The organism is Aquimarina celericrescens, assembly GCF_042682765.1.
GTDB classification, from domain to species: Bacteria; Bacteroidota; Bacteroidia; order Flavobacteriales; family Flavobacteriaceae; genus Aquimarina; species Aquimarina celericrescens.
This window is the reverse complement of record NZ_JBHUHY010000003.1, coordinates 405811-430239: the sequence shown is the minus strand read 5'-3', so window position 1 is coordinate 430239 and position 24429 is coordinate 405811. Positions and strand designations below refer to the sequence as shown.

At 33.2% G+C, this 24429-nt stretch carries 20 protein-coding genes and 1 tRNA gene; 11 read left to right on the top strand and 10 right to left on the bottom strand.

Translation table 11 applies throughout. The features are described 5' to 3' along the window. Positions 1-64: 64 nt before the first annotated feature. Positions 65-1414 (top strand): DUF5689 domain-containing protein, encoded by a 1350-nt coding sequence (locus ACFSJT_RS05710; RefSeq protein ID WP_378319257.1) that lies wholly within the window; start codon positions 65-67, stop codon positions 1412-1414. A gap of 24 nt (positions 1415-1438) precedes the next feature. Here the strand turns inward: ACFSJT_RS05710 and ACFSJT_RS05705 are convergent, their stop codons facing one another. The 4 genes from ACFSJT_RS05705 to ACFSJT_RS05690 all read right to left on the bottom strand — a co-directional run bounded on the left by ACFSJT_RS05705 (position 1439) and on the right by ACFSJT_RS05690 (position 4033). Further along, complete coding sequence (locus ACFSJT_RS05705; RefSeq protein WP_378319256.1) at positions 1439-1885, bottom strand: GNAT family N-acetyltransferase; 447 nt, start codon at positions 1883-1885, stop codon at positions 1439-1441. A gap of 6 nt (positions 1886-1891) precedes the next feature. Then, positions 1892-2803 carry a cation diffusion facilitator family transporter gene (locus tag ACFSJT_RS05700; RefSeq protein ID WP_378319255.1) on the bottom strand — a complete coding sequence of 304 codons (912 nt, stop codon included), beginning with the start codon at positions 2801-2803 and terminating at the stop codon, positions 1892-1894. Positions 2804-2806: 3 nt separating this feature from the next. Beyond that, on the bottom strand, positions 2807-3241 hold the full coding sequence (gene rpiB, locus ACFSJT_RS05695) for a ribose 5-phosphate isomerase B (RefSeq protein WP_378319254.1): 435 nt from the start codon (positions 3239-3241) through the stop codon (positions 2807-2809). Positions 3242-3793: 552 nt separating this feature from the next. Further along, positions 3794-4033: a DUF2007 domain-containing protein gene (locus ACFSJT_RS05690; protein WP_378319253.1), complete on the bottom strand. Its 240-nt coding sequence runs from the start codon at positions 4031-4033 to the stop codon at positions 3794-3796. 470 nt (positions 4034-4503) lie between these two features. Here ACFSJT_RS05690 and rnr point away from each other — a divergent pair, with 470 nt between their 5' ends. Genes rnr through ACFSJT_RS05675 form a run of 3 tightly spaced genes read left to right on the top strand, consistent with a single transcriptional unit; the run spans position 4504 to position 8168 of the window. Continuing rightward, positions 4504-6702 (top strand): ribonuclease R, encoded by a 2199-nt coding sequence (gene rnr, locus ACFSJT_RS05685; RefSeq protein WP_378319252.1) that lies wholly within the window; start codon positions 4504-4506, stop codon positions 6700-6702. A 56-nt stretch (positions 6703-6758) separates the two neighbouring features. Then, positions 6759-7433 carry a head GIN domain-containing protein gene (locus ACFSJT_RS05680; protein WP_378319251.1) on the top strand — a complete coding sequence of 225 codons (675 nt, stop codon included), beginning with the start codon at positions 6759-6761 and terminating at the stop codon, positions 7431-7433. A gap of 39 nt (positions 7434-7472) precedes the next feature. Beyond that, the gene (locus ACFSJT_RS05675) at positions 7473-8168 is read left to right on the top strand and encodes a LysE family translocator (protein ID WP_378319250.1); all 696 of its coding nucleotides are present in this window, start codon (positions 7473-7475) and stop codon (positions 8166-8168) included. A 34-nt stretch (positions 8169-8202) separates the two neighbouring features. Here ACFSJT_RS05675 and ACFSJT_RS05670 read toward each other — a convergent pair. Next, positions 8203-8273, bottom strand: a tRNA-Cys gene (locus ACFSJT_RS05670). Between the two features lie 96 nt (positions 8274-8369). Beyond that, positions 8370-8726 carry a dihydroneopterin aldolase gene (gene folB / locus ACFSJT_RS05665; RefSeq protein ID WP_378319249.1) on the bottom strand — a complete coding sequence of 119 codons (357 nt, stop codon included), beginning with the start codon at positions 8724-8726 and terminating at the stop codon, positions 8370-8372. A gap of 139 nt (positions 8727-8865) precedes the next feature. On the opposite strand from folB, the gene ACFSJT_RS05660 reads away from it, so the two are divergent. After that, a complete protein-coding gene (locus tag ACFSJT_RS05660; protein WP_378319248.1) occupies positions 8866-10908 on the top strand; it encodes a glutamine--tRNA ligase/YqeY domain fusion protein in 2043 nt (680 codons plus the stop codon). A 55-nt stretch (positions 10909-10963) separates the two neighbouring features. Here the strand turns inward: ACFSJT_RS05660 and ACFSJT_RS05655 are convergent, their stop codons facing one another. From ACFSJT_RS05655 to ACFSJT_RS05640, 4 genes are all read right to left on the bottom strand, one after another. Continuing rightward, positions 10964-11473, bottom strand: a complete 510-nt coding sequence (locus ACFSJT_RS05655) for a hypothetical protein (RefSeq protein ID WP_378319247.1) — start codon at positions 11471-11473, stop codon at positions 10964-10966. A 251-nt stretch (positions 11474-11724) separates the two neighbouring features. Beyond that, positions 11725-12675, bottom strand: a complete 951-nt coding sequence (locus tag ACFSJT_RS05650) for an SPFH domain-containing protein (RefSeq protein WP_378319246.1) — start codon at positions 12673-12675, stop codon at positions 11725-11727. 323 nt (positions 12676-12998) lie between these two features. After that, positions 12999-14510 carry a glutamate--tRNA ligase gene (gene gltX / locus ACFSJT_RS05645; protein WP_378319245.1) on the bottom strand — a complete coding sequence of 504 codons (1512 nt, stop codon included), beginning with the start codon at positions 14508-14510 and terminating at the stop codon, positions 12999-13001. A 94-nt stretch (positions 14511-14604) separates the two neighbouring features. After that, positions 14605-15660 carry an alkane 1-monooxygenase gene (locus tag ACFSJT_RS05640; RefSeq protein ID WP_378319244.1) on the bottom strand — a complete coding sequence of 352 codons (1056 nt, stop codon included), beginning with the start codon at positions 15658-15660 and terminating at the stop codon, positions 14605-14607. 100 nt (positions 15661-15760) lie between these two features. Here ACFSJT_RS05640 and ACFSJT_RS05635 point away from each other — a divergent pair, with 100 nt between their 5' ends. The 6 genes from ACFSJT_RS05635 (at position 15761) to ACFSJT_RS05610 (ending at position 24376) form a co-directional block, all read left to right on the top strand. Continuing rightward, complete coding sequence (locus tag ACFSJT_RS05635) at positions 15761-19174, top strand: DUF4175 family protein (protein ID WP_378319243.1); 3414 nt, start codon at positions 15761-15763, stop codon at positions 19172-19174. After that, positions 19167-19586, top strand: coding sequence for an rRNA maturation RNase YbeY (gene ybeY, locus ACFSJT_RS05630; protein WP_378319242.1), 420 nt, complete (start codon positions 19167-19169; stop codon positions 19584-19586). The genes ACFSJT_RS05635 and ybeY overlap by 8 nt, the downstream gene beginning before the upstream one ends. An 86-nt stretch (positions 19587-19672) precedes the next feature. Next, a complete protein-coding gene (mnmG, locus tag ACFSJT_RS05625; protein WP_378319241.1) occupies positions 19673-21544 on the top strand; it encodes a tRNA uridine-5-carboxymethylaminomethyl(34) synthesis enzyme MnmG in 1872 nt (623 codons plus the stop codon). After that, complete coding sequence (locus ACFSJT_RS05620) at positions 21544-22023, top strand: hypothetical protein (protein ID WP_378319240.1); 480 nt, start codon at positions 21544-21546, stop codon at positions 22021-22023. Before mnmG ends, ACFSJT_RS05620 begins: the two co-directional genes overlap by 1 nt. A 738-nt stretch (positions 22024-22761) precedes the next feature. Further along, positions 22762-23613, top strand: a complete 852-nt coding sequence (locus ACFSJT_RS05615; protein ID WP_378319239.1) for a class I SAM-dependent methyltransferase — start codon at positions 22762-22764, stop codon at positions 23611-23613. Between the two features lie 229 nt (positions 23614-23842). Further along, positions 23843-24376: an OmpH/Skp family outer membrane protein gene (locus tag ACFSJT_RS05610; RefSeq protein ID WP_378319238.1), complete on the top strand. Its 534-nt coding sequence runs from the start codon at positions 23843-23845 to the stop codon at positions 24374-24376. The last annotated feature ends 53 nt before the right edge of the window (positions 24377-24429 follow it).

The window sequence follows — 24429 nt, the reverse complement described above, 5'->3', positions numbered from 1 at the left end:
CACGAAGAATATGTCTATTAGAAATTTAAAAACAGTTTTATATGTGTTTATAATCTCAATAAGCATGCTTAACTGTACTCCCGAAGAAGATTTTGCGACACCCCCTCTTATTATAGAAGAGCCATCAATAATTGGAACTGTTATTGGTATAGAGGCTGTACTGGGTATTATGAATCAAGAAATAGAAAAAGAGGGTGAAAATGCAAAAGCTACTTTTAAGAATACTAACAACTATATTGTTGGTTATGTGATTTCAAGTGACAAAGGAGGTAATTTTTTTAAAGAACTTATACTTCAGAACAGTAATATCAATCCAACTGCAGGAATCCGATTATTAATTGATAACGCTCCTTTATATACCTCTTATGAGTTTGGTCGTAAAGTATTTGTACAATTAGACGGGTTGTCTGCAGGCATAGAAAATGGCGTACCTACACTAGGAGTTTTGAACGGAAATACCGTAGAGCCTATTCCTTCTTTTACTGTCAATGATATGATTACAAGATCTTCCGAAGTGTTTCCTGTTACACCTTTTGAAATTATTATGGAAGATTTTACTGATCGCTTTTTAAACCTTTATATCAAAATTAATAACCTTCAATTTAATAAAAATATTGTCCTTGATAACAATGCATTTACGTTTGCTGCTGAACCCAATGATGAATTTGATGGAGAGCGCATGCTTGAAAGTTGTGAAACCGGAAGATCAACCATTTTAAGCACTAGTACTTTCTCAGATTTTAAAGGGCTTACACTGCCTGATCAAAAAGGAAGTTTTACAGGTATATTAACTAAAAATTTTCGTGGAGATGCATTCAATCTTGTGCTTAATGATCCTAATGGGTTGGTTTTTGACGCTGAAAGCAGATGTGATCCTACAGTTCTTGAATGTTCCCCTGCTGAAGAAGGAAATACTATTCTTTTTAAAGAAGATTTTACCGGACTAAAAATAAAAGATCTCGAGGAATCCGGATGGATTAATATAAATACAACAGGAGGTAAATTAGATTATGAAATAGGTAGTTTTGCAGAAAATCAATATGCACAAATAACAGGGTTTAGATCAAAAGAACCTATATATGAAGTTTGGTTGCTATCTCCAGAAATTGATCTGAATAATTCGACTGCTGAAACGCTAGATTTTGATGTGCAGACCGGCTATGATAACGGGAATATTCTAGAGGTTTTTGTTGCTAGTGACTTTACGGGTGACATAAAAACCGCTACTTGGGTAAAACTAGACGCAAACCTTCCCCGAGGTCCATTTAATGCTTTTGGTGATACTGTACCTGCCGGACCGGTAGGGCTATCGTGTGTTGAAGGCCAGATAAGAATAGGTTTTCGATATATTGGAGGAGATCCCAGGGCAACCACTCGGTATCATATTGATAATGTTATTGTCAAAGGTAATTAATACTAATATTCAATTATCATATACTTATTCTCGAATCATACCTATATGTGGTATGCCGTCTTCAAGATATTCCTCTCCTATTTGAGTAAATCCATGCGTTTCATAAAACCTTTTTAGATAGGTCTGAGCCGATATTTTAATACTTTTGGTATTAAAATGTTTTTCTATTGCAGCAATACTTTCTTTAATAAGATCATGGCCATAACCAAATTTTCTTTCGTTTTGAGATACTACTACCCTACCAATACTCGCTTTTTCAAAATAATGGCCGGCATCAAAAATTCTGGTATAAGCCACCACTTCTCGATCTTTATAGCCTATGACATGTAGTGCGCTTTGATCTTTGTTATCGATATCTTGATATACACAATCTTGTTCGACCACAAAAACGGCTGCGCGTAAGCGCAAAATTTTATACAATTCAGATGTTGATAGCTCGTTAAAACGCTTAACTTTAAAGGTCAATTCCATACTTAATTAGTCTTGTACAATAATGTCTTTGCTGTCCTTTTTGCCAAACTCTGGCTGTAATGTTACATGATTAATTCCAAAATTTTCATGAAGTATATCTTCTATTTCATGAAGTATTTTTCCGAACTCTGAAACATTAATATCGCCATTGAAATCAATATGGGCTTCTAAGTGTGTTTCTTCCTCATTAAGTTGCCAAACATGAATATGGTGGATGCTTTTTACCTTAGGCAATGCATTTACCAGCTGCACAATTTCTTTCACCTGGATTGTATCTGGTGTATATAGCATTAAGACCTTGAAAGATTTTTTTAGTAAATCATATCCAACTACGATTAGATAAATGGCTATTACAAAAGTGAGTACGCTATCAACCCAATATAATTCATAAAATCGCATCAATAAACCACCAATCAAAACTGCAACCGATGCCATTAAGTCTGTAATGAGGTGTAAGTATGCAGAACGCATATTCATATTTATCTTGCTATCTTTTCTAAGTAACAAAACACTTAATCCATTTCCTAAAATTGCAATAGCAGAGAGCATGATTACAATACGAGCACTTATCGCTTGTGGGTTTTGCAATCGCTCAATAGCTTCAAAAATTAAAATAATCGCAATAACCATAAGCGAAGCAGCGTTGATAAATGCTGCCATGATTTCGGCTCTTTTAAATCCGAAAGTCCTTTTGATTGACGCTTCCTTTTTTGCCAATCTATTGGCAAAATAACTTACAACCAAAGAAATTACGTCGCTAAAATTATGTAGTGCATCTGAAAGTAACGATAAGCTACCAGACACCAACCCACCTACTACTTGAGCCGCTGTTATGCCAATATTTAAAAAGATAGAAAATAATAAATTTCGCCCTGTGAGTTTTTGATGAGAATGATTATGAGCGCGATGATGTGCCATAGTTTATATGCATGCAGGTATTTTATTTACTCGTTTGAGGTGTCTACCTCCTTCAAAAGCTGTGTTAAGAAAAACCTTAACCATTTCTATGGCCTGGGGTTGGGAGGTAAACCTGGCAGGTATACATATTATATTAGCATCGTTATGTTGTCTTGTTAATTCTGTGATTTCTTTTGTCCAACAGAGTCCCGCTCTCACATTTTCATATTTATTTGCGGTCATACATACGCCATTACCGCTACCACAAATTAAAATACCGTAGTCAACATTTTTAGAATCTACATCTTTCGCTACTGGATGTACAAAATCAGGATAGTCTACACTATTTTCTTCATTAGTACCATAGTTACTTACTTCTATTCCTTCTGACTTTAAATATTCAATTATTGCGAACTTATATGCTGTTCCTGCATGATCGTTACCTATGGCGATTCTCATTTTTATATTCTTTTTATTCTTTAAACAAAGATACTTTAATCTAAAAAAAGTAATGTCCAAAAAATCAATAATTTAATCTATTGTTATGTCAGTGTTAATAACTCTAGTCTCTCTGTTAACATTGAATGTCAACAAATAGTTACTAAGTTTCTGAAAGTTTTTTTGCTCATTTTGTTTTTTATTAGAATACAATGTCATCTACATCAAATCAAAATTTAAACTCACTTTTTTTTGGATAAGTTTTTAAGTGTTAAGTAAATGTTATGAACTACGGTTTTTCCGTAAAAGTATTAAAATTTTAATGTGTTCATTATCTATCAACAGCTGTTAATTACATTTTATTTTTAGAACATCTTCAATGTATTACAACATTAATATCCTGTTCATATGTTTGTGAAAATTTAGTTTAACTTAAAAAGCAAATAAAATGTCAAAAAGTTATACCGCTATCCACACTACATCATAACCACCATTATTAATTTTAAATTTCAAAAAAGAAAAATGATATATTTAATATATGTTGAAAACTATACTATAATTTGAGGAAATAATTTATACTATTCTTAAATGTGAATTTGTATTTAGGTCATTTATAATTTCTAGTACTTTGGTTTTATCTTTTTGATGTACTTTGAGATTAATACCGCCTAAGGCATTTGAATAAAATGGAAAAACCCCTATCATTGTTTCATTTTCAAAGAAATAAGAGACCCCTTCCTGATCCAGAAGAAGTTTTAATATCGCATATTCGTATGGATAAGTGTATGTTTTTATAATGATAAAATCTTTCATTAAATGAGCCAGATAATTATAGATTACCTAAAGATACAAAATCTAAAAAAAACTAATTTATTTGTATAGCTTCACGGTCTATTGGAGCAGCACCTTGTATTTCAGATTCGTGAACTGTATCTTTTTTTTGATCAATGGTATTATTTATGTAAAGGGTAAAGGAGTATATACCCAAAAGAAAAATCAGGAAGAAGAATAAAATGATTTTATGTATTTTTTTAATTTTTAGCATATTAATTAAAACAATAAACGTGTAGATACAAAATCTAGTGTAATAAAATTAAGTAAATTTTAAGAAAAATTATAAATTTTGTTCAGAATTTTTAAATGTAAATACTTGATTTACAGATTGTGTATTTTTTACGAATTGAACAGTTATTCATTTTAATGATTAATAAAAGTTTAAACCTAAAATTATAGATGTTGAAAGATAAGCTGTACTTTTATCAGATATAATATAATTGATATTAATGAAAAGAAAGAGTAGAAGAATAAAAAAGTCTCCAAAAATAGAGAATATCACCCAAGGAATACTCAAAATATTAAAATCTGAACCTAATCAATCCTTTAATTATAAGCAAATTGCATCTAAGTTTGGAGTAAACGATGCAAGTAGTAGAAACCAGATTATAAAAAAATTATCACAACTTGCAGCCAAAAAGCAAATTGAAGAAGTAGGACGGGGAAAATTCAAAATAATACCCAACATAAATACATATTCTGGGATTTTAGACATTACTGCAAAGGGAAGTGGATATGTCATAGTTGAAGATTTAGAAGATGATATTTTTATTCCTAATAATAATTTAAATAAAGCATTACATGGTGATGAGGTAGAAGTATACGTATATCGTAGAAAAAGAAGAGGGAAAAGTGAAGGGGAAATTACTAGAATCATTACTCGTAAAAAGAATGAATTTGTTGGCGTTATAGAGATTCAGAAGAACTATGCATTTGTGAATATGCAGGATCCTAAAATGTATACTGATGTCTTTGTTCCTAAAAATAAAATTGGCGAAGCCGAGGATGGAGATAAAGTATTGGTTAGATTAGAAGATTGGCCAGAAAAGGCAGATTCTCCCTTCGGAAAAATAGTTAAAGTGCTAGGAAAGCCAGGAGAACATAATACAGAAATTCACGCTATTTTGGCTCAGTATGGATTACCTTATGATTTTCCAGAAGAAGTTGAAGAATATGCAAATACTCTAGATACAAGCATACAGGAGTCTGAGATAAAAAAACGTAGAGATATGAGAGATATTCTAACGTTTACCATTGATCCAAAAGACGCCAAAGACTTTGATGATGCATTATCATTTCAGGTATTAGATAATGGTAATTATGAAATCGGAATTCATATTGCAGATGTATCTCATTATGTTAAACCTGGAACCATACTAGACGATGAAGCTTATGAAAGAGCAACTTCGGTTTATTTGGTAGATAGGGTAGTCCCTATGCTACCAGAAGTTCTTTCAAATAATGCATGTTCACTAAGACCTAATGAAGAAAAATATACCTTTTCTGCGGTTTTTGAATTGAACGATAAAACCGAAATCAAAAACCAATGGTTTGGTAGAACGGCAACGTATTCTGATGCACGTTTTGCATACGAAGAAGCACAACATATTATTGAAACCAAAGAAAATTTAATTCCTGCAGAGATTTCTCTTACTGGAAAAGCTTATAAAACCGATCAAAATATTGCCGATGCAGTTCTTAAATTAGATGAATTAGCTAAAATTATGCGCAGCAAGAGAATGCAGCAGGGAGCTATTTCTTTTGACAAGGTAGAGGTTAAGTTTGGTTTAAATGAAAATAACGAACCGATAGGAGTGTTTTTTAAGACCTCTAAGGATGCCAATAAACTTATAGAGGAGTTCATGCTACTAGCCAATAAAAAGGTTGCAGAATTTATCGGAAAACAAAATCCTAAAAAAACATTTATATATAGAGTACACGATGAACCTAATGATGAAAAATTAGCAGCTTTACAAAACATCATTGGTAGATTTGGATATAAGCTGGATCTTAGGGATCGAAAAACAACCACCAAATCGCTTAATGGGTTATTGAAGGATGTTCAGGGAAAAAAAGAGCAGAACTTAGTGGATACCCTGGCAATTCGTAGTATGAGCAAGGCAGAATATACTACCCATAACATTGGTCATTACGGATTGGCGTTTGATTATTATTCTCATTTTACTTCTCCCATACGAAGATATCCTGATGTTATGGCACACCGTTTGTTGCAACATTATTTGGATAAAGGTAAATCTGCTTCAGAAGAAGAGTACGAAGAAAAGTGTAATCATAGCAGTAGTATGGAAAATCTTGCAGCTAGCGCAGAGAGAGATTCAATAAAGTTTATGCAAATAAAATTTATGAAAGATCATGAAGATGAACAATTTCTTGGAGTAATTTCTGGAGTAACAGAATGGGGTATATATGTAGAGATTATAAGCAATAAATGCGAAGGAATGATTCGTCTTAAAGATATGAGTGATGATCATTATATTTTTGATCAGGATGAATATGCAGTAATTGGACAGACTTCTAAGAAAATATACCAATTAGGCGATGAAGTCTATGTAAAAGTAAAAAACGCAGATTTGGTTAAAAGACATTTAGATTTTACTCTTTTAGGGAGTAAAGAGGATATAGAATAAGTAATATTTAAAATAAAACACAAAAATCTTAAGTCTAATTTTAAAACTAAAACAAGATGCAAAAGCTAGTATTTCTTTTGGTAGTTGCAATTGTAACTACCGTGCAAGGGCAGGATAAAATTACAAAGAATGTAGGTGATTTTAACGAATTAAAAGTATTTGATAAAATTCATGTGATTTTAATTCAGGGAAACGAGAACAAAGTAGAAATCACTGGCAATAAAAGAAGAGAAGTTGAGATTGTTCAAAATAACGACCTTTTAAAAGTTAGAATGTCTTTAGATAACCTTTGGGATGGTGATAATACTAAAGTGGTAGTATATTACACTGAAATTAAAAAACTTGACGCCAATGAAGGTGCTAAAGTAAAAGTAAAAAATCTTCTTAAAGCGACATCTCTGGACATAAGAGCTCAGGAAGGAGCAACTATTGTGGCCAAGATTAATGCAAATTATTTATATAGTAAGGTGGTCACTGGAGGAGAAGTAGAACTTTTTGGTGAGGTAAAAGAACAGGAAGTTATCATTAATTCTGGCGGACAGTATTATGCTAAAGATCTTCAAACAGATGATACTAAGGTTTCACTAAGTGCGGGCGGTACCGCTGAAGTAAATGCCAAAAATTATGTTAAAGCGAATACTAATGCAGGTGGAACTATAAGAATTTTCGGTAATCCAAGAGAAATGGATACCCAAAAACTTTTAGGTGGAAAAATTATTGAAGTTAACTAAGTAGTTTTTTTAACTTTGTAAGAAACACTTAAATATTCTATGCTTCAAGATGCCCAGGCTGCTATACCTTTAGGATTTTTATTAGCATTTCTAATAGGACCTGTTTTTTTCGTACTATTAGAAACTGCGGCGATAAAAGGTTTTAGAGCAGCTCTAGCAGTAGATTTAGGTGTAATTTTGGCAGACATTGTATTTATTTTGATTGCTTATTTTAGTACAAATAAGATTCTCGAAAAAATAAAAGATGATCCTGCATTATTCATTTTTGGAGGAGTTTTATTAGCTACGTATGGGATAATTTCTTTTATTCAAGAGCGAAAAAATTATAATAGACTCAGAGATACCTCTGTCGAAATTATCAATAAGCATAACTATTTGAAACTTTTTGTAAAAGGATTTTTACTCAATTTTATTAATATTGGAGTCCTTGGTTTTTGGTTGAGTATTATCATCGTTATAGGTCCACAATTGGATATGGATACGAACAGAATAGCATATTTTTTTGCTGTAGTCTTAGGCACGTATCTTTTTATAGATGTTTTCAAGATGCTGTTAGCTAAGCGACTAAAAAGAAAATTAACTCCAAAAAGAACATACATTATTAAAAGGATAATTAGTATTATGATGGTGGTATTTGGTGTGTTTTTGATATTAAAAGGTATAGTTCCTGATACCGTAGAACAAAAGATTCAAGATAGATTTGAAAAAATAAGACCAGAAAGAAATTTTAAATAAAAAAATCCTGTAAATAAGTTACAGGATTTTTTTGAGGTGTCGAGCGGATTCGAACCGCTGTAGATGGTGTTGCAGACCACTGCCTAGCCACTCGGCCACGACACCGATTTTTGGTTGGTTGGCAAATGTAAAAAAATTTATGAATACTTCTCAAATGATTTTACATTAAAACACAACTATCAGCAATTTAATAGTATAAAGTTAACGATTTTTACTTCTGGTAATCGTTACCATTTCAACATTCCCTCCTATTGGCGGGTTAATTTTAGAAACATCTATTGTTACTTTTTCCACCATAGGAATTTCGTTTAATATACGAACTAAAATACGTTCTGCAGCATGTTCTAACAATTTAGAACGAATTGCCATCTCTTCTTTTACAATGTGGTTAAGATGAACATAATCTACTGTGTCTCCCAAACGATCGGTAGCCGCAGAGGATGTTAGATCTGCCTTTACCTTTAAATCTACCCTATAATCAGAACCTATTTTTTTTTCTTCAACCAGGCACCCATGATAGGCATAAATCTTAATATTCCTTAATTTTATTAATCCCACCTAATTTTTTGACAAAGGTAAACAGTTTATTTTTATCTATGTACGGGAAAACAACCCTTTTTTTAATAGAAACAAAAAGAAGTTTATATTACTTAGCAAGATTAGATTTTTAGTAGTTTTGTATCAGATTTTATACAGAATGACAGAGGATAAAAAATCGCTCAATTTTATAGAGCACATTATAGAAGAAGACCTTAAAAATGGAATGAATCGAGATGATTTACGTTTTCGTTTTCCACCAGAACCTAATGGGTATTTACACATTGGCCATACCAAAGCTATTGGCATTAGTTTTGGTTTGGGTCTAAAGTATAATGCGCCGGTTAATTTACGCTTTGATGATACAAATCCAGCAAAAGAAGAACAAGAGTATGTAGATGCTATCAAAGAAGATATTGCCTGGTTAGGATATAAGTGGGATCAGGAGTGCTATTCTTCAGATTACTTTCAACAATTATATGATTGGACCGTTCAATTGATAAAAGAAGGGAAAGCTTATGTAGATTCTCAATCTGCAGAAGCCATTGCAGATCAAAAGGGAACGACTACAGAACCTGGTATTAATAGTCCTTACAGGGACCGCTCTGTTGACGAAAACCTGGATCTTTTCAGGAGAATGAAGCAGTGTGAGTTTGATGAAGGAGAACATGTAGTACGAGCGAAAATAGATATGGCAGATCCCAATATGTTAATGCGGGATCCTTTAATGTATAGAATCCTTAAAAAAACACATCATAGAACGGGGGATGAATGGTGTATTTATCCCATGTATGATTGGACTCATGGAGAGAGTGATTATATAGAAAATATCTCTCACTCATTATGTTCGCTTGAGTTTAAGCCACACAGAAAATTATATGATTGGTTTTTAGATCAGGTTTATAGCAATGATATTCGTCCGAAGCAACGAGAATTCGCACGTCTTAATTTAAGTTATACCATTATGAGTAAACGTAAATTACTCAGATTGGTCGAAGAAGGAATTGTATCAGGTTGGGATGATCCAAGAATGCCCACAATTTCGGCATTGAGAAGACGAGGATATACACCCGCATCTATAAGAAAGTTTGTAGAGACGGTAGGAGTTGCAAAACGAGAAAATGTGATTGATGTATCATTACTGGAGTTTTGTGTACGAGAAGATCTTAATAAAATAGCGCCAAGAGTGATGGCTGTTTTAGACCCTGTTAAACTTATAATCACGAATTATCCTGAGGGAAAAGAAGAGTGGCTAGAAGCAGAAAATAATCCAGAGGATGAAATTGCTGGTTCCAGAATGGTGCCTTTTTCAAGGGAATTGTATATCGAAAAAGAGGATTTTAAGGAAGAAGCCGGGCGAAAATTCTTTAGACTCACCTTAGGAAAGGAAGTGCGCCTAAAAAATGCATATATTATCAAAGGAGAGCGTGCTGTAAAAGATGCTGAAGGAAATATAACAGAGATTCATTGTACATATGACCCAAAGAGTAAGTCGGGTAGTGGTACTGATGAATCTAAGCGTAACGTAAAGGGTACGTTGCATTGGGTTTCAGTAGCCCATGCTATTCCTGCAGAAGTAAGAATATACGATCGATTATTTAGTGATGAAGCGCCGGATGGTCATAAGGACAAAGATTTTATGGAGTTTTTGAACCCTGATTCTTTAAAGGTAATTACAGGATATGTAGAGCCAAGCTTAAAAGAAGTGAAACCGTTAGATCAGTTTCAGTTTCAAAGACTGGGATATTTCAATGTGGATCCAGATAGTAAACCTGAGGCATTGGTATTTAATAAAACAGTGGGTTTACGTGATACCTGGGCCAAGGTTAAACCAATTTCGGAAAAACAAAACACTGTAAAAACACCACAAAATACTCAAAAAGAGATACCCGCAATAGAAGAAATTAAAAGGGCAGGGAAAAAGTATACTAATTTACCTGATGATAAAAGAGAAATACTTAAAAATAAGATAAAGGAAGCCGCAAAAAATATATCTATTGAGGAGCTAGAACCTCTATTTGAAACTGCTGTAAAGAAAGCCGGAACTCGTATTGCTACTATGATTTCTTTGGGTGTAATCCTTAATAATAAGGGAATTCAACCTAACGGGCTGGCTAAAGATTTTATCAATAAAGCACTAGAGGATAGGAATGAATTATTACAAAACGAAGCTAGGGAACTGGCTTCAAAATATTCATTATAAATAATAAATCCCGAAGAACATGAGTTGTTATTTCGGGATTTTTATTCTTTCTTTTCTAGTTATCCGCGATATGCTCGTCTAAAGGAATCTCTATATCTGTTCTAAACCGTGGAAATAATTTTTTTGTTTCCGGATCATCTAGTAATTTGTTTGATTCTACAAAGTACCATTGCTCTTTTTTATCGTTATAAAAACCAAATAATGAGCTTTTTAGAATTACCGATCGTCCACTAAAGTCCATCTCTGTTGTGGTTTTAACTAGACAACGATACTCCCTGTTTTCTTTTCTAACATCGGTTACTTCATCAATTTCAGAGCTAACGATCTTTATTTTTTGAGCATCCATGGTTCTAAAAATATCATTCATAGTAGCCATAAGTTGTTTTTCTCCGTATGCTTTGTAAACTTTAGGATGAGTATATTTTAAGATGGTGCTTAAATTTCTATCGATAGATGCTTGTGAAGTTGCTTTAGCATCCCTGGCCGCCTGTTTTTTTAATGTCTTGATATTTTGAGAAAAAATGCTTCCCGAAATAAATAGTAAGATAATTAAGTAATTTTTCATGGGGATAAATTTTTATAAAGATAAGGATTTTTTTACACCATAGTATATTTTGATGGTTTTATTGATATTTATTAGTTTTTCTTATTAAATATAGCTTTGTATAAAGCGATTTAATGCCTTTATAAACATTGAGCTTATAATTTTATTGTATCTAGGGATGCAAATTAATTAGAACGCTTTAAATAGATTTTAGTAAGAAAATAACCCGATCACAAAATGTAACCGGGTTAAAATTTCAAACTTGAATTATTTTATTGATCAGTACCTGGTTTTTTTCCACTGATACCTTTTTTGGTATTTTGTTTTTTCATTTCTTCACCAATTAGATTTGAAGCTGTGAATGAGGCAATCATATTATTTAACATATCGCTTCCTGCTTGTGGTGAATTGGGCAACAAAATTAAATTAGTATTTGTTTCTTCCCCTATAGATTGAAGTGTATCATAATGTTGAGTAACAACAATTAGAGCAGAAGCTTCCTGAGAATTGATGCCTACATTGTTTAGGACGTCTACGCTTTCTTCAAGGCCTCTAGCTATTTCTCTACGTTGATCAGCGATACCCTGACCTTGCAATCTTTTGCTTTCTGCTTCGGCTCGAGCTTTTGCAACAATTTTAATACGCTCTGCTTCTGCTTCGTATTCTGCAGCTACTTTTTCGCGTTCTGCTGCGTTAATACGGTTCATTGCTTCTTTTACCTGCATATCTGGATCTATATCGGTAACTAATGTTTTTATGATATCATATCCATAATTCACCATAGCTTCGTTAAGCTCTTGTTTTACTGCAATGGCAATATCGTCCTTGCGTTCAAAAACATCATCGAGTTTCATTTTAGGAACTTCTGCACGAACTACATCAAATACATAAGAGGTGATTTGATCATGTGGATTTTCTAATTTGTAGAAAGCATCATACACTTTCTCTTTGATAACCTGAAATTGAACAGATATTTTGAGACGCACAAATACATCATCTTTTGTTTTGGTTTCTACCAAAACATCTAGTTGTTGAATTTTTAAATTGATACGTCCCGCTATTCGATCAAATACAGGAATTTTAAAATGCAACCCAGAATTTCTAATGCTAAGAAACTTACCAAAGCGTTCTACAATCGCTGCGGTTTGTTGTTTAACAGTAAATATTCCTGATAGTAGAATAATAAAACCAAAAATGAATACTGGAATTAAATATAGAGCCATTGTTTTTTTGTTTAAAAGTTAGTGTTTAAATAAAATGAAATGTACTGAAAAAACCTGAAAAATAAAGCTTATTTACGAATTGTTATCATAGCTGTTGACATTTCTGAACTGCCTGATGTATCAAAGGGGATAGAAAGAACTTCCCGGCCATATTTTTGATATTGTACAGGATGTCTTTAACCTCTTTTCTTAGTTTTCCCATTACCCAAAAGTTTATAGCGTCGTATAGTATACGTATGTGGTATACTGAAAACGTTACACTTTTTTAAAATAGATAGTCACAACAGAATCAAAAAGACAGTTACTTTAAATTTTTTATTAAACTATAGCTTTTCTATAATGTTTTCTATTCTTTGTATGGTTTCCCTTTTTCCAATTACTGAGGCAATCAAAAATAAATCGGGTCCTTGTAGAGATCCCACTAGAGCTATACGCAAAGGCATCATTATTTTACCAAAACTAATTTCTTTACCAGTTATCCAGCCTTTGACAGAGTTAGAAACATTCTCTTTTGAAAAAATGGTAATATCGTTAAGTATTCTGATCAACTCATGCATGAGCGTTGGCGTATCTTCCTTCCAGGCTTTTTTAACAGCTTTTGGATCATATTCATTGGGAGCGATAAAGAAGAAATGACTAAGATCCCATAAATCTCCAATAAAAATAGCTCTTTCTTTTATAACATCTATTATAGTTTCAATATCAGCTTGAGTAGATATATTTTTTTCAGAAAGGATAGCCGTGAATTGTTTTGCTAAAAAGCTGGAATCTGTTCTTTGCAAATGTTGTTGCTGAAACCATTTTGTTTTTTCGGGATCAAATTTAGCACCGGCTTTGTTGACGCGCTTAAGATCGAATTCTTTGATAAGCTCTTCTAACAAAAACAATTCTTGTTTTGTACCTGGATTCCAACCTAGAAAAGCAAGCATATTGATAACTGCCTCTGGTAGATAACCATCTTCTCTATATCCCGATGAAATTTCATTGGTTTTAGGATCTTTCCATTGTAATGGAAATACTGGAAATCCCATTTTATCACCATCGCGTTTACTTAATTTTCCTTTTCCTACAGGTTTAAGAATAAGCGGCAAATGAGCAAATTTAGGAGAATCCCAACCTAAGCAACGATATAAAAGAATGTGTAGCGCTAGAGAAGGCAACCATTCTTCGCCCCGAATTACGTGAGTAATTTCCATTAAATGGTCATCTACAACATTGGCCAGATGATAGGTGGGCATACCATCACTTTTAAACAATATTTTATCATCAAGAGTATTGGTATCAATTTGTATATCACCCCGAATCTCATCAAAAAAATGTAAGGTCTCATCTTTAGGAGCTTTAAACCTAATTACATAGGGTTCTCCTGAGTTGATTTTAGAATTAACTTCTTTAGAAGACAATGACAAAGAGTTACTCAACTTTTCTCTATTGTGCCAATTATAAATAAATGTTTTTCCGCTGGCCTCATACTCTTTTCTGTGTTTTTCAAGATCCGTGGTCGTGTCAAAAGCATAGTATGCATGTCCGCTATGTATAAGTTGGTCTGCATATTGTTTATACAAATGTTTACGCTCACTTTGTCGATAAGGTCCAAAGCCTCCATCTTTGTCAGGTCCTTCATCAAAAGGAATAGTACACCAGTCAAGAGCATCTTTTATGTATTTTTCTGCTCCTTCAACATAACGATTTTGATCGGTATCTTCTATTCTAAGAACAAATACACCGTTGTGTTTTTTGGCAAAAAGATAATTAAATAGTGCTGTTCGTACACCTCCTATATGTAAGGGCCCAGTAGGACTGGGTGCAAATCGTACCCTAACGTTCTTTGTCATGATTGTGTTTTTATAAACCTAATACGTTTTCAAAAATAGAACGACAAAGATACAATCTTAGCGACGGTATGTAAACGTTTTTGTCTTTGAAATTTTAGGCTGGATTTTGTGCAATGTCTTTCATTTCACGTGGAACATGTTTGTTCATAATCAGAAACCACAAGGGTGGAATAAGTGCTAAGACCATCGAGGTAGGATAACCAAAAGGTAACTGCGGACTTTGATCATGGTGATCTAGTATTTGATATTTTTTTGATGCACGGTGATGATGGTCACTATGTCTTGTTAGTTCGTAAAGCAGAACTCTACCAAGAGTGTGATTAGAGTTCCAGGAGTGAATTTCTTTAACGCGTTCATATCGGCCAGATGAAGTTTTCTTTCTAACCAATCCATAATGTTCGATATAATTTATGGTTTCTAGTAACAAGAAGCCTACTATTCCACTGAATAAAGCAACCTGTAATCCAAAAAAACCAAAAGTAAAATAGACTATCGTTAAATATGAGATTGTGATTAAGAGGTACCATAGCATATCATTTTTAATAGAAAAAAACGATAATTTGTTTTTTTTAAGTAGCAACGTTTGAATTTTCCAGGCACTAAAATATTGTCCAATAGCCGAGGTTATCCAGAAAAAATAAACGAGTTGGTTGTATTTGGCGGTAGCAGGATCTTCTGTGGTTCCTACTTTTTGATGGTGTCCAAAATTATGTTCAACATAAAAATGCATATATAATGATGGAAGAAGCAGTGCTTTGCCAATGTATCGCTCTTTAGTAAAACGGTGACCCAATTCATGTCCAACGTTAATTCCATTTGTTCCAAATACAATTCCAGTTGAGATTACGATCCCAACAATTTCATAGGTTTCTAATTGGGTGGTTGTGCAGATGTGTAAAGTTAAAAATAAAAGACCATACACAATAGGAAGGTTGAGATACAGCAACCAGTCAAATAGTTTTTTTTTGTTTTTTGAAAGCCGTTCTTCTTCGTTTAAATTTTGTTTAGAAGAAGGAGTAAAAAGCTCAACTACAGGAATGAAACCAAAAGCATAGATAGGTGTTAGAAACGTGAAAATATCCTGTAACCACAAACCTATTAAAGCCATAACAGGAATGGTATATGCACAGATGTATTTTAAATCTTTCATAACAAGTTAATTGTTAACGGGTTGAATTATCATAAATATAACAATTCTATTGGAAATAAAATTGTAGTTTTAAAGGTTAATGAAAAAGTGATGGGTTGCTATGGATAATTTTGAGCATATAAAGAGAAAGCTAGAAAGGTTTATCAAAAAATATTATGCCAACGAATTAATAAAGGGTATTATTCTTTTTTTCGCGATAGGAGTTGTATATTTTTTGGCCACCTTGTTAATTGAGAATTTTTTGTGGTTAGGTAGGTTAGGAAGAACCATTTTGTTTTGGTTGTTTATCGCGGTTGAAATAAGCTTGTTTATAAAATTTATAATTTTACCGATTACCCAGCTTTTTAGATTAACAAGAGGAATTAGTTATCAAGACGCATCTGAAATTATAGGGGACCATTTTCCAGAGGTAAATGATAAGCTTTTGAATTTGTTGCAGCTAAGCGAGAACGATTCTTCTTCTTCCTTATTATTAGCGGGTATCGAACAAAAATCCAGTGAACTACGCCCCATTCCTTTTAAAGTAGCGATTAATTTCAAAAAAAATCTGAAATACCTAAAATATGCAGCAATCCCCGTAGTTTTGTTTTTAATATTAGTGATTTTTAATAAAACTAATTGGATTTCAGATAGTTATGATAGAGTAGTGAATTATCAGGTTGCCTATGAGCCGCCAGCACCTTTTCAGTTCTTTGTTGTGAATGACAAGCTCAATGCTTTTGAGAATAGGGATTATCTTCTTCAAGTCAGAGTGGCCGGTGAAATAATTCCAGAGAGTGTTACTATTTCATACAATGACGAAGTTTACTTTTTGAAAAATAGTAAACCTGGAGAGTTTGAATACACATTCATACAACCAAAAGAGTCTTTGGAATTTGTATTAGAGGCGAACGGGATTTCATCAATTCCATATAATCTATCGGTTGTGCCTGTGCCTTCTTTGTTAAATTTCGAAATGAAGTTGGACTACCCAAGATACACGAGAAAGAAGGACGAGGTGTTGAAGAGTACGGGTAATGCAACTATTCCCGAAGGAACAAAAGTTGGATGGACGGTATTTACCAAAAACACAAATAAAGTTGAGATAAAGACTAAGGATTCTATGTTGAATCTTATAAAAGAAAAGAATGTATTTATCAAGGAAATGCCTGTGTATTCGAGTATGGATTATGAGATTAGTACGTCAAACGATAATGTAAAGAATTATGAGAATCTTTCCTTTAATTTAAATGTAATAAAAGATCAATTTCCAGAATTGAACCTTAAGTCTGAAAAGGATACGGTTGATAATCAGACTATATATTTTTTTGGAAGGGTAAGTGATGATTACGGTCTTAGCAAATTAAGGTTAGTGTATTATAAGGCTACCGATGCTTCTAAGAAAGTATATGAAAATATACCCATAGAAAAAGCAAGTTTTGATGAATTTATATTCGCTTTTCCATCGAGCTTAGATGTAGTGTCCGGTGTTTCATACGAATTTTATTTTGAGGTTTTTGATAATGATGTTTTTCATAATTATAAAAGTACCAAAAGCCAGGTTTTTGATTTCAGAAAACTTACAGAAGATGAGTTAGAGAATAAATTACTACAAAAACAGAATGAGGCAATTTCTGGACTGAATAAATCACTAGATAAATTTAAAAAACAGGAAGAAGAACTTAAAAGCCTGAGTAAACTGCAAAAGGAAAAGAAGAGATTAGATTTTAATGATAAGAAAAAGTTAGAAGATTTTTTAAATCGTCAGAAGCAACAGGAAAAAATGATGCAGGATTTTTCGAAAAAGTTGAAGGACAATCTTGATCAGTTAGATAAGAAGAAGGAGGAAGAACCATTCAAAGATGCTTTGAAAGAGAAGCTAGAAAGAAACGAAGAACGTTTAAAAAGAAATGAGAAGCTCTTAGAAGAAATTGAACGTTTGGCAGATAAGATTCAGAAAGAAGAGTTAACAGAAAAACTGGAAGAGTTAGGAAAGGAAAACAAAAACATCAAGAAGAATTTAGAGCAACTATTAGAGTTGACAAAAAGGTATTATGTGATAGAAAAGCATGAGAAATTGGTTAAGGCACTAGAGGATTTAGCAGAAAAACAGGAACAACTTTCAGAAAAAAAAGAAGAGGAAAACACAAAAGAAAAACAGGATCAATTAAACAAAGAATTCGAGAATTTTCAAAAGGAGATGGAGGAGCTGAGAAAGGAAAATGAGAAACTCAAGAAGCCGATGGATTTGGATCAAGAGAAGAATGAAGAAAAAGAAATTAACGAGGAACAGCAAAAGGCAAGTGATAATCTAGAAAAAGAAAATAAATCTGAGGCGAAAAAGAACCAGAAAAGTGCTGCGCAAAAGATGAAGCAGATGAGCAACAGTATGCAAATGCAAATGCAAATGGCTGGCGGCGAACAGCAGCAAGAAGATATGGAAATGTTAAGACAGATCTTAGATAATTTAGTGGACTTTTCTTTTGAACAGGAGAATCTAATGACCGGGTTTAAAAAGATTAATAAAGATAATCCTTCATATTCAGGTAGGCTTAAAAGGCAAAGTGTTCTTAGAGAAAATTTCATTCATATTGATGATAGTTTATATGCTTTAGCTATGAGGACTCCGCAGATAACCGAGGAGGTTACAAAGAAGTTAACAGACATAGAGTTCAATATAGATAAATCTTTAGAAAAGTTGGCAGAGAATCAAATTGTACAGGGCACCGCCAATCAACAGTATACGGTTACGGGCGCTAATGACTTAGCTTATTTATTGAGTAGAACGTTAGAGCAAATGCAAAATAGCATGGCTGCTTCCGGCAAAGGTAAAAGTGGTTCAAGCCAAAACGAATTTCAGTTGCCTGATATAATCAAGAAACAAGAAGAGTTAAATGAAAAGATGAAAGAGGGAGCAGAGAAAGGAAAAAAACTAGGTAAAAAAAAGGGCGAAAAACAAGGTGAAGGTCAAGGACAAAAAGGAGAAAAAGGTGAGCAGAAAGATGGTGGAAAGGATGGAAAAGAAGGCGCAAAAAAGGACGGTGATAATGGTAAGAAAAATAGAAACGGCACAAAAGATGGAGGTGGTGAAGGAGAAAATCAAGAGGAGTTTAATGAAGACTTAAATGGAGAGCTTTATAATATTTACAAAGAACAACAACAGCTTCGAAATGCACTGGAGAATAAAATAAAGGAGGAAGGAATAAATAAAAAAATAGGCAGTGGTTTATTAAAAAAGATGAAACAGGTGGAGCAAGAGCTGTTAGAAAAGGGTTTCAATGAAAACACAATCTCAAAGATGGTTGATCTGAAACATGAATTATTAAAATTGGAAGAAGCTACATTTGAGCAAGGTGAGGAAGAAAAGAGAGAAAGTGTAACAAATCAAATGCAGTTCGAAAATCAAGTGAATCAACAATTGAATAAAGCCAAACAATATTTCAATACTACTGAGATATTAAACAGACAAGTATTACCTTTGCGACAAAATTATAAACAAAAAGTACAGGAATATTTCAGAAAAGGCAATGATTAGTTTTTTTTACGAAACAAAGGTTGAGCCCCTAGATGAGAAGAAGTTATCCTCTTGGATAAGTGATGTAATATTGTCGGAAGGAAAATCTGAAGGGGATATCAACTTTATACTTTGTGACGACAATTATCTTTTAAAAATAAATCAGGATTTTTTGGGTCACGATACGTTTACTGATATTATTAGTTTTGACAATACTTTAGGAAAGCAACTTCATGGGGATATATATATTTCTTACGAAAGGGTTGTCGACAATGCTATGACATATCAAGTTTCAACAGAGGAGGAATTAAGAAGAGTAATTATTCATGGGATATTACATTTCTGCGGTTATAAGGACAAAGAGGATGAGGAAAGAAGAGTCATGAGACAAAAGGAGAACGAAAAATTAGCAATGTTCCACGTGGAACATTAATAATCAGAATATATATTTTGTTCCACGTGGAACAAAAGTTTTTAGTACAGGTTTAACGTTCCACGTGGAACAATGCAGTAGAAATTATGTTTGATAAGGAGTATGATGTAATAGTTGTTGGTGCAGGGCATGCAGGAAGTGAAGCTGCGGCGTCAGCCGCTAATTTAGGATGCAGCACATTGTTGATAACAATGAATCTTCAAAACATTGCACAAATGAGTTGTAATCCTGCCATGGGAGGTATTGCAAAAGGACAAATTGTTCGAGAAATTGATGCCTTAGGCGGGTATAGTGGCATTGTAAGTGACCGTACCGCGATTCAATTTAAGATGCTGAATAAATCAAAAGGACCGGCGATGTGGAGTCCAAGGGTGCAAAGTGATAGAATGCGTTTTGCTGAAGAATGGAGATTGCTTTTGGAACAAACACCAAATCTGGATTTTTATCAGGAAATGGTGAGCGGACTTTTGGTTGAGAATGGACATATAAAAGGAGTAAAAACTTCGCTCGGAATCGAGGTAAGAGCAAAAACCGTAGTGTTAACCAACGGAACCTTTTTGAATGGATTGATTCATATTGGAGAGAAACAATTTGGTGGTGGAAGAGCAGGAGAAAAAGCAGCAACAGGTATTACTGAACAGCTGGTTGATTTAGGTTTTGATTCGGGAAGAATGAAAACAGGAACGCCTCCAAGAGTTGATGGCCGATCGTTAGATTACTCCAAAATGGTAGAACAACCAGGAGATGAAAACCCTGAAAAATTTAGTTATACAGATTTAACAAAACCACTTTCAGAACAAAGATCATGTTACATGACGTATACATCTAGTGAGGTCCATGATGTGCTTAGAGAAGGTTTTGACCGTTCGCCAATGTTTAATGGAAGAATAAAAAGTATAGGCCCGAGATATTGTCCTTCTATTGAAGATAAAATTAATCGATTCGCAGATAAGGATAGGCATCAGCTTTTCGTAGAACCTGAAGGATGGAATACGGTTGAAGTTTATGTAAATGGTTTTTCGACTTCATTGCCAGAGGATGTTCAATTCAAGGCACTGAAATCTGTTGCAGGTTTTGAAAAGGTAAAGTTTTTTAGGCCAGGTTATGCGATCGAATATGATTATTTTCCACCCACTCAATTAACACATACACTAGAGACAAAATTAGTTTCTGGATTGTTCTTTGCGGGACAAATTAATGGAACTACTGGATATGAGGAAGCGGCTTCTCAAGGATTAATAGCTGGTATCAATGCGGCATTAAAAGTTAAGGAAAAGGATGTGTTTATACTTAAAAGAAGTGAAGCATATATTGGTGTGCTGATCGATGATTTGATTACAAAAGGAACAGAAGAGCCTTATCGAATGTTTACATCTCGTGCAGAGTATAGAACATTACTGAGACAAGACAACGCAGATTTTAGATTAACACCAAAATCTTATGAAATAGGTTTAGCTTCAGAAGAAAGAATGAAGCGAATGGAAGAGAAGGAAAAGAAAGCTAGCGAGTTTGTTCAATTTTTTAAAGAAACCAGTGTCTCACCAGAAGAAGCGAATCCGGTCTTAGAAGCAAAGAATTCTTCACCGGTTAAACAAAGTGGAAAGATGTTTAAATTATTTGCTCGTCCGCAAATCACCCTGGAGGATATTAAACATTTTGAAAAAGTAAAAGCATATATAGAAGCAAAGGATCTCGATAAAGAGGTTTTAGAGCAAACAGAAATCCAAGTCAAATATTCGGGGTACATAGAGAAAGAAAAAAATAACGCCGACAAACTAAACCGATTAGAGGATATAAAAATCCCTAAGAATTTTGATTACACAAAGCTAAAATCATTGTCGTATGAGGCTTGTGAAAAGATGTCAAAAATTAAACCGGCGACCATTTCTCAAGCATCAAGAATTAGCGGAGTATCACCAAGTGATATTTCGGTACTTTTAGTATACATGGGTAGATAATGAAGACTGTAATTTGTAAACAAGAAAGAGCGCTTAAAGGAAGGATTCTCTCCTATATGGTATTGGTGTTTTCTGTTTTATATTTATTAGTTGTGTCAGAACCTTTTTTACCAAGAATAATACTTTTTTCAGTTTCTTTATTTGTCTTCGGTTTTTCGACATCTTTTAAAATTAGTTCTGCTTTTGATAATGAAAAGTTGTATTGTTTTTTTGGCATTACTTTGTTTACAACCAAACTGGATATAGAGTTTCCTGATTATATATCTGTTTTCTCTACTTCTCTTACCTCAGATAATGAGTGGGGCGCTATCGCGGCTATTGGAACCAAGGAACGGTTGGATAGGTTTGTTGTTCGTTTTTTTACAGCGAACAAGAATTTTACGCTATATAGAACGTCAAAACAGAAAATAGCACAACAAAAAGCAGAATCATTAAGTAAACTACTCAATGTTGAACTTTATGATACTACCAAAGAATAGTTCCACGTGGAACAAAACTGGAAATTTAATGAATCGTATTTAGTAGTTCACCCTTCGAGTACCTCAGGGTTCAAACGGTTTTCTAATTTTGGAATAAAAGTAATTAGTGAAAGGTGAGGTGCTTCAGCGTGCCATTTCTTTAGTTATTTAAAAAGTGTATTTTTTTGGTATTTCACCCTTCGAGTACCTCAGGGTTCAGAAATAAATTATTTGATTTTATAATAAAAGCGCTTAACTAAAGATGAGGCTCTTCAGCGTGTCATTTCGTTAGTTATTGGAAAAATATATTTTGGGTATTTCACCCTTCGAGTACCTCAGGGTTCAAACGGTTTTCTGATTTTGGAATAAAAGTAATTAATGAAAGGTGAGGTGCTTCAGCGTGCTATTTCTTTAGTTATTTAAAAAGTGTATTTTTTTGGTATTTCACCCTTCGAGTACCTCAGGGTTCAAATGGTTTTCTGATTTTGGAATAAAAGTAATTAATGAAAGGTGAGGCTCTCGAACCTTAAGCGAAGTCGAAATATAACTATAAGATTAATTCTAAATAGTTTTATAGAAAATATGTTTTGATAACGAAAGGATTAGAAATACTTTTGTTTTGGTTTTTTATCAGTAAACCCAAGAACATTACGAATTATTAGTTTCAAGAATAATTTTGTGTCATGCTGAAAAAAGTTGAGAATGATAACGGGGTTTCTAAAATTCAGAAGACATTCATAAAAGGTATTCAAAAAAAGAATGAACAAAAAACAAAATTTAGAAATTTATATGATCTGCAAAGATCATAGTGTGTCAGGGGAAGAATTTCAATTACTTTATAATGTCGACTATGATATGTTGATTACTTCTCCAAAACCAAATGATGATGTGTTAGGGAAATATTATGAAAGTAAAGATTACATATCTCATACCGATGCAAAACGTTCTCTTTTTGAAAAGTTATATCATGTGGTAAAGTCATACTCACTTAGAAAAAAAGTGAAGTTAATTTCAAGACTAAATAATGGTCCAGGAGAGCTTTTAGACATTGGAGCCGGGACTGGTGATTTTCTGGTTGAAGCAAAAAAATGGGGGTGGAATATATTTGGAACCGAACCCAATAGCCAGGCCAAAAAACTAGCAGAACAAAAAGAAATTGGGTTAGCTTCTGAAACTTCAAATTACCAAAACCAAAAATTTGATGTAATTACGATGTGGCACGTTCTAGAACATGTACCAAATCTACAAAACCAAATAATAGAATTAAGAAGACTTTTAAAACCAAATGGACATTTGATTATTGCTGTTCCAAACTTTAAGTCTTATGATGCAAAATATTACAATTCATTTTGGGCAGCCTATGATGTACCAAGACACCTTTGGCATTTTTCGAAAAAATCGATTCAAAAGCTTTTCAGTGAAAAAGATATTAAATTAGAGAAGACGTTACCCATGAAATTCGATTCATTTTATGTGTCATTATTGTCAGAGAAATATAAAAACGGTAAAATGAATTTTTTAAAGGCTTTTTGGGTGGGATTGAGATCAAATTTAAAAGCGAAACACTCTAAGGAATTTTCTTCGCATATCTATGTGCTTAAAAAACAATAATTCTTTTTTTACGAGCTTTTTAATAAGTTTTGGGAGTCTGCCACATAAACTGTATCACTTTTTTATAAAAAAGCTTTAAAACGCTTTATTTTGAATCTATTTTCATAGTTTTTTATTATCATTTTGTAGAAAACAATCGTTTTTTCTTATATTTAAATATTTTAGAGCCATATTATCAATAACATCACCCGAACTTTGATATTTTTGCGCAGAACTAAATTTTTGAAAGATGAAAAAATTTTTATGGATGGCAAGTGTGGTTTTGATTTTAGCCTCTTGCAATCAACAAACTGAAAAAACAGGTTTTGTAAATAATACCAAAGTTGTCTCCGATTATACAGAAATGAAAGAGGCTCAAGACAAATGGACGAAAAAGAATAATGAAGTACGAGCAGAACTAGAAGAAAAAGCAAAACAGTTTCAGATAGAGGTACAAGGATATCAGAATATCATGAAGTCTATGTCCAAGGCAAATAGAGAAAAGAAAGAACAAGAATTAATGGGCAAACAACAATTATTGCAAAGAGAACAACAGACTAGAATGCAGGAAATTCAGCAAGGTAGTCAAAAGGAAATCGACTCAATAATTGGAAAAGTAAAGGAATTTATTAAGGAGTATGGCAAGAAAAATGGGTATACCTATATCTATGGAGAGACTGAAGTAAGTAATATTCTATATGGTAAGGAAGAGCTGGATATTACAGAAGAAATAATTAAAGAACTGAACGGAGGAAAGGAAACTGTTTCTGATGAAAAGGAGTAGTGCTTTTGTTAATAAATTTTGAAGGCCCCATTGATTAGTCAATGGGGTTTTTC

Coding starts and splice junctions, on each gene's coding strand:
- ACFSJT_RS05710 (WP_378319257.1), top strand. CDS start 65: ATGCTTAACTGTACTCCCGAAGAAGATTTTGCGACACCCCCTCTTATT.
- ACFSJT_RS05705 (WP_378319256.1), bottom strand. CDS start 1,885: ATGGAATTGACCTTTAAAGTTAAGCGTTTTAACGAGCTATCAACATCT.
- ACFSJT_RS05700 (WP_378319255.1), bottom strand. CDS start 2,803: ATGGCACATCATCGCGCTCATAATCATTCTCATCAAAAACTCACAGGG.
- rpiB (WP_378319254.1), bottom strand. CDS start 3,241: ATGAGAATCGCCATAGGTAACGATCATGCAGGAACAGCATATAAGTTC.
- ACFSJT_RS05690 (WP_378319253.1), bottom strand. CDS start 4,033: ATGAAAGATTTTATCATTATAAAAACATACACTTATCCATACGAATAT.
- rnr (WP_378319252.1), top strand. CDS start 4,504: ATGAAAAGAAAGAGTAGAAGAATAAAAAAGTCTCCAAAAATAGAGAAT.
- ACFSJT_RS05680 (WP_378319251.1), top strand. CDS start 6,759: ATGCAAAAGCTAGTATTTCTTTTGGTAGTTGCAATTGTAACTACCGTG.
- ACFSJT_RS05675 (WP_378319250.1), top strand. CDS start 7,473: ATGCTTCAAGATGCCCAGGCTGCTATACCTTTAGGATTTTTATTAGCA.
- ACFSJT_RS05660 (WP_378319248.1), top strand. CDS start 8,866: ATGACAGAGGATAAAAAATCGCTCAATTTTATAGAGCACATTATAGAA.
- ACFSJT_RS05655 (WP_378319247.1), bottom strand. CDS start 11,473: ATGAAAAATTACTTAATTATCTTACTATTTATTTCGGGAAGCATTTTT.
- ACFSJT_RS05650 (WP_378319246.1), bottom strand. CDS start 12,675: ATGGCTCTATATTTAATTCCAGTATTCATTTTTGGTTTTATTATTCTA.
- gltX (WP_378319245.1), bottom strand. CDS start 14,510: ATGACAAAGAACGTTAGGGTACGATTTGCACCCAGTCCTACTGGGCCC.
- ACFSJT_RS05640 (WP_378319244.1), bottom strand. CDS start 15,660: ATGAAAGATTTAAAATACATCTGTGCATATACCATTCCTGTTATGGCT.
- ACFSJT_RS05635 (WP_378319243.1), top strand. CDS start 15,761: ATGGATAATTTTGAGCATATAAAGAGAAAGCTAGAAAGGTTTATCAAA.
- ybeY (WP_378319242.1), top strand. CDS start 19,167: ATGATTAGTTTTTTTTACGAAACAAAGGTTGAGCCCCTAGATGAGAAG.
- mnmG (WP_378319241.1), top strand. CDS start 19,673: ATGTTTGATAAGGAGTATGATGTAATAGTTGTTGGTGCAGGGCATGCA.
- ACFSJT_RS05620 (WP_378319240.1), top strand. CDS start 21,544: ATGAAGACTGTAATTTGTAAACAAGAAAGAGCGCTTAAAGGAAGGATT.
- ACFSJT_RS05615 (WP_378319239.1), top strand. CDS start 22,762: ATGAACAAAAAACAAAATTTAGAAATTTATATGATCTGCAAAGATCAT.
- ACFSJT_RS05610 (WP_378319238.1), top strand. CDS start 23,843: ATGAAAAAATTTTTATGGATGGCAAGTGTGGTTTTGATTTTAGCCTCT.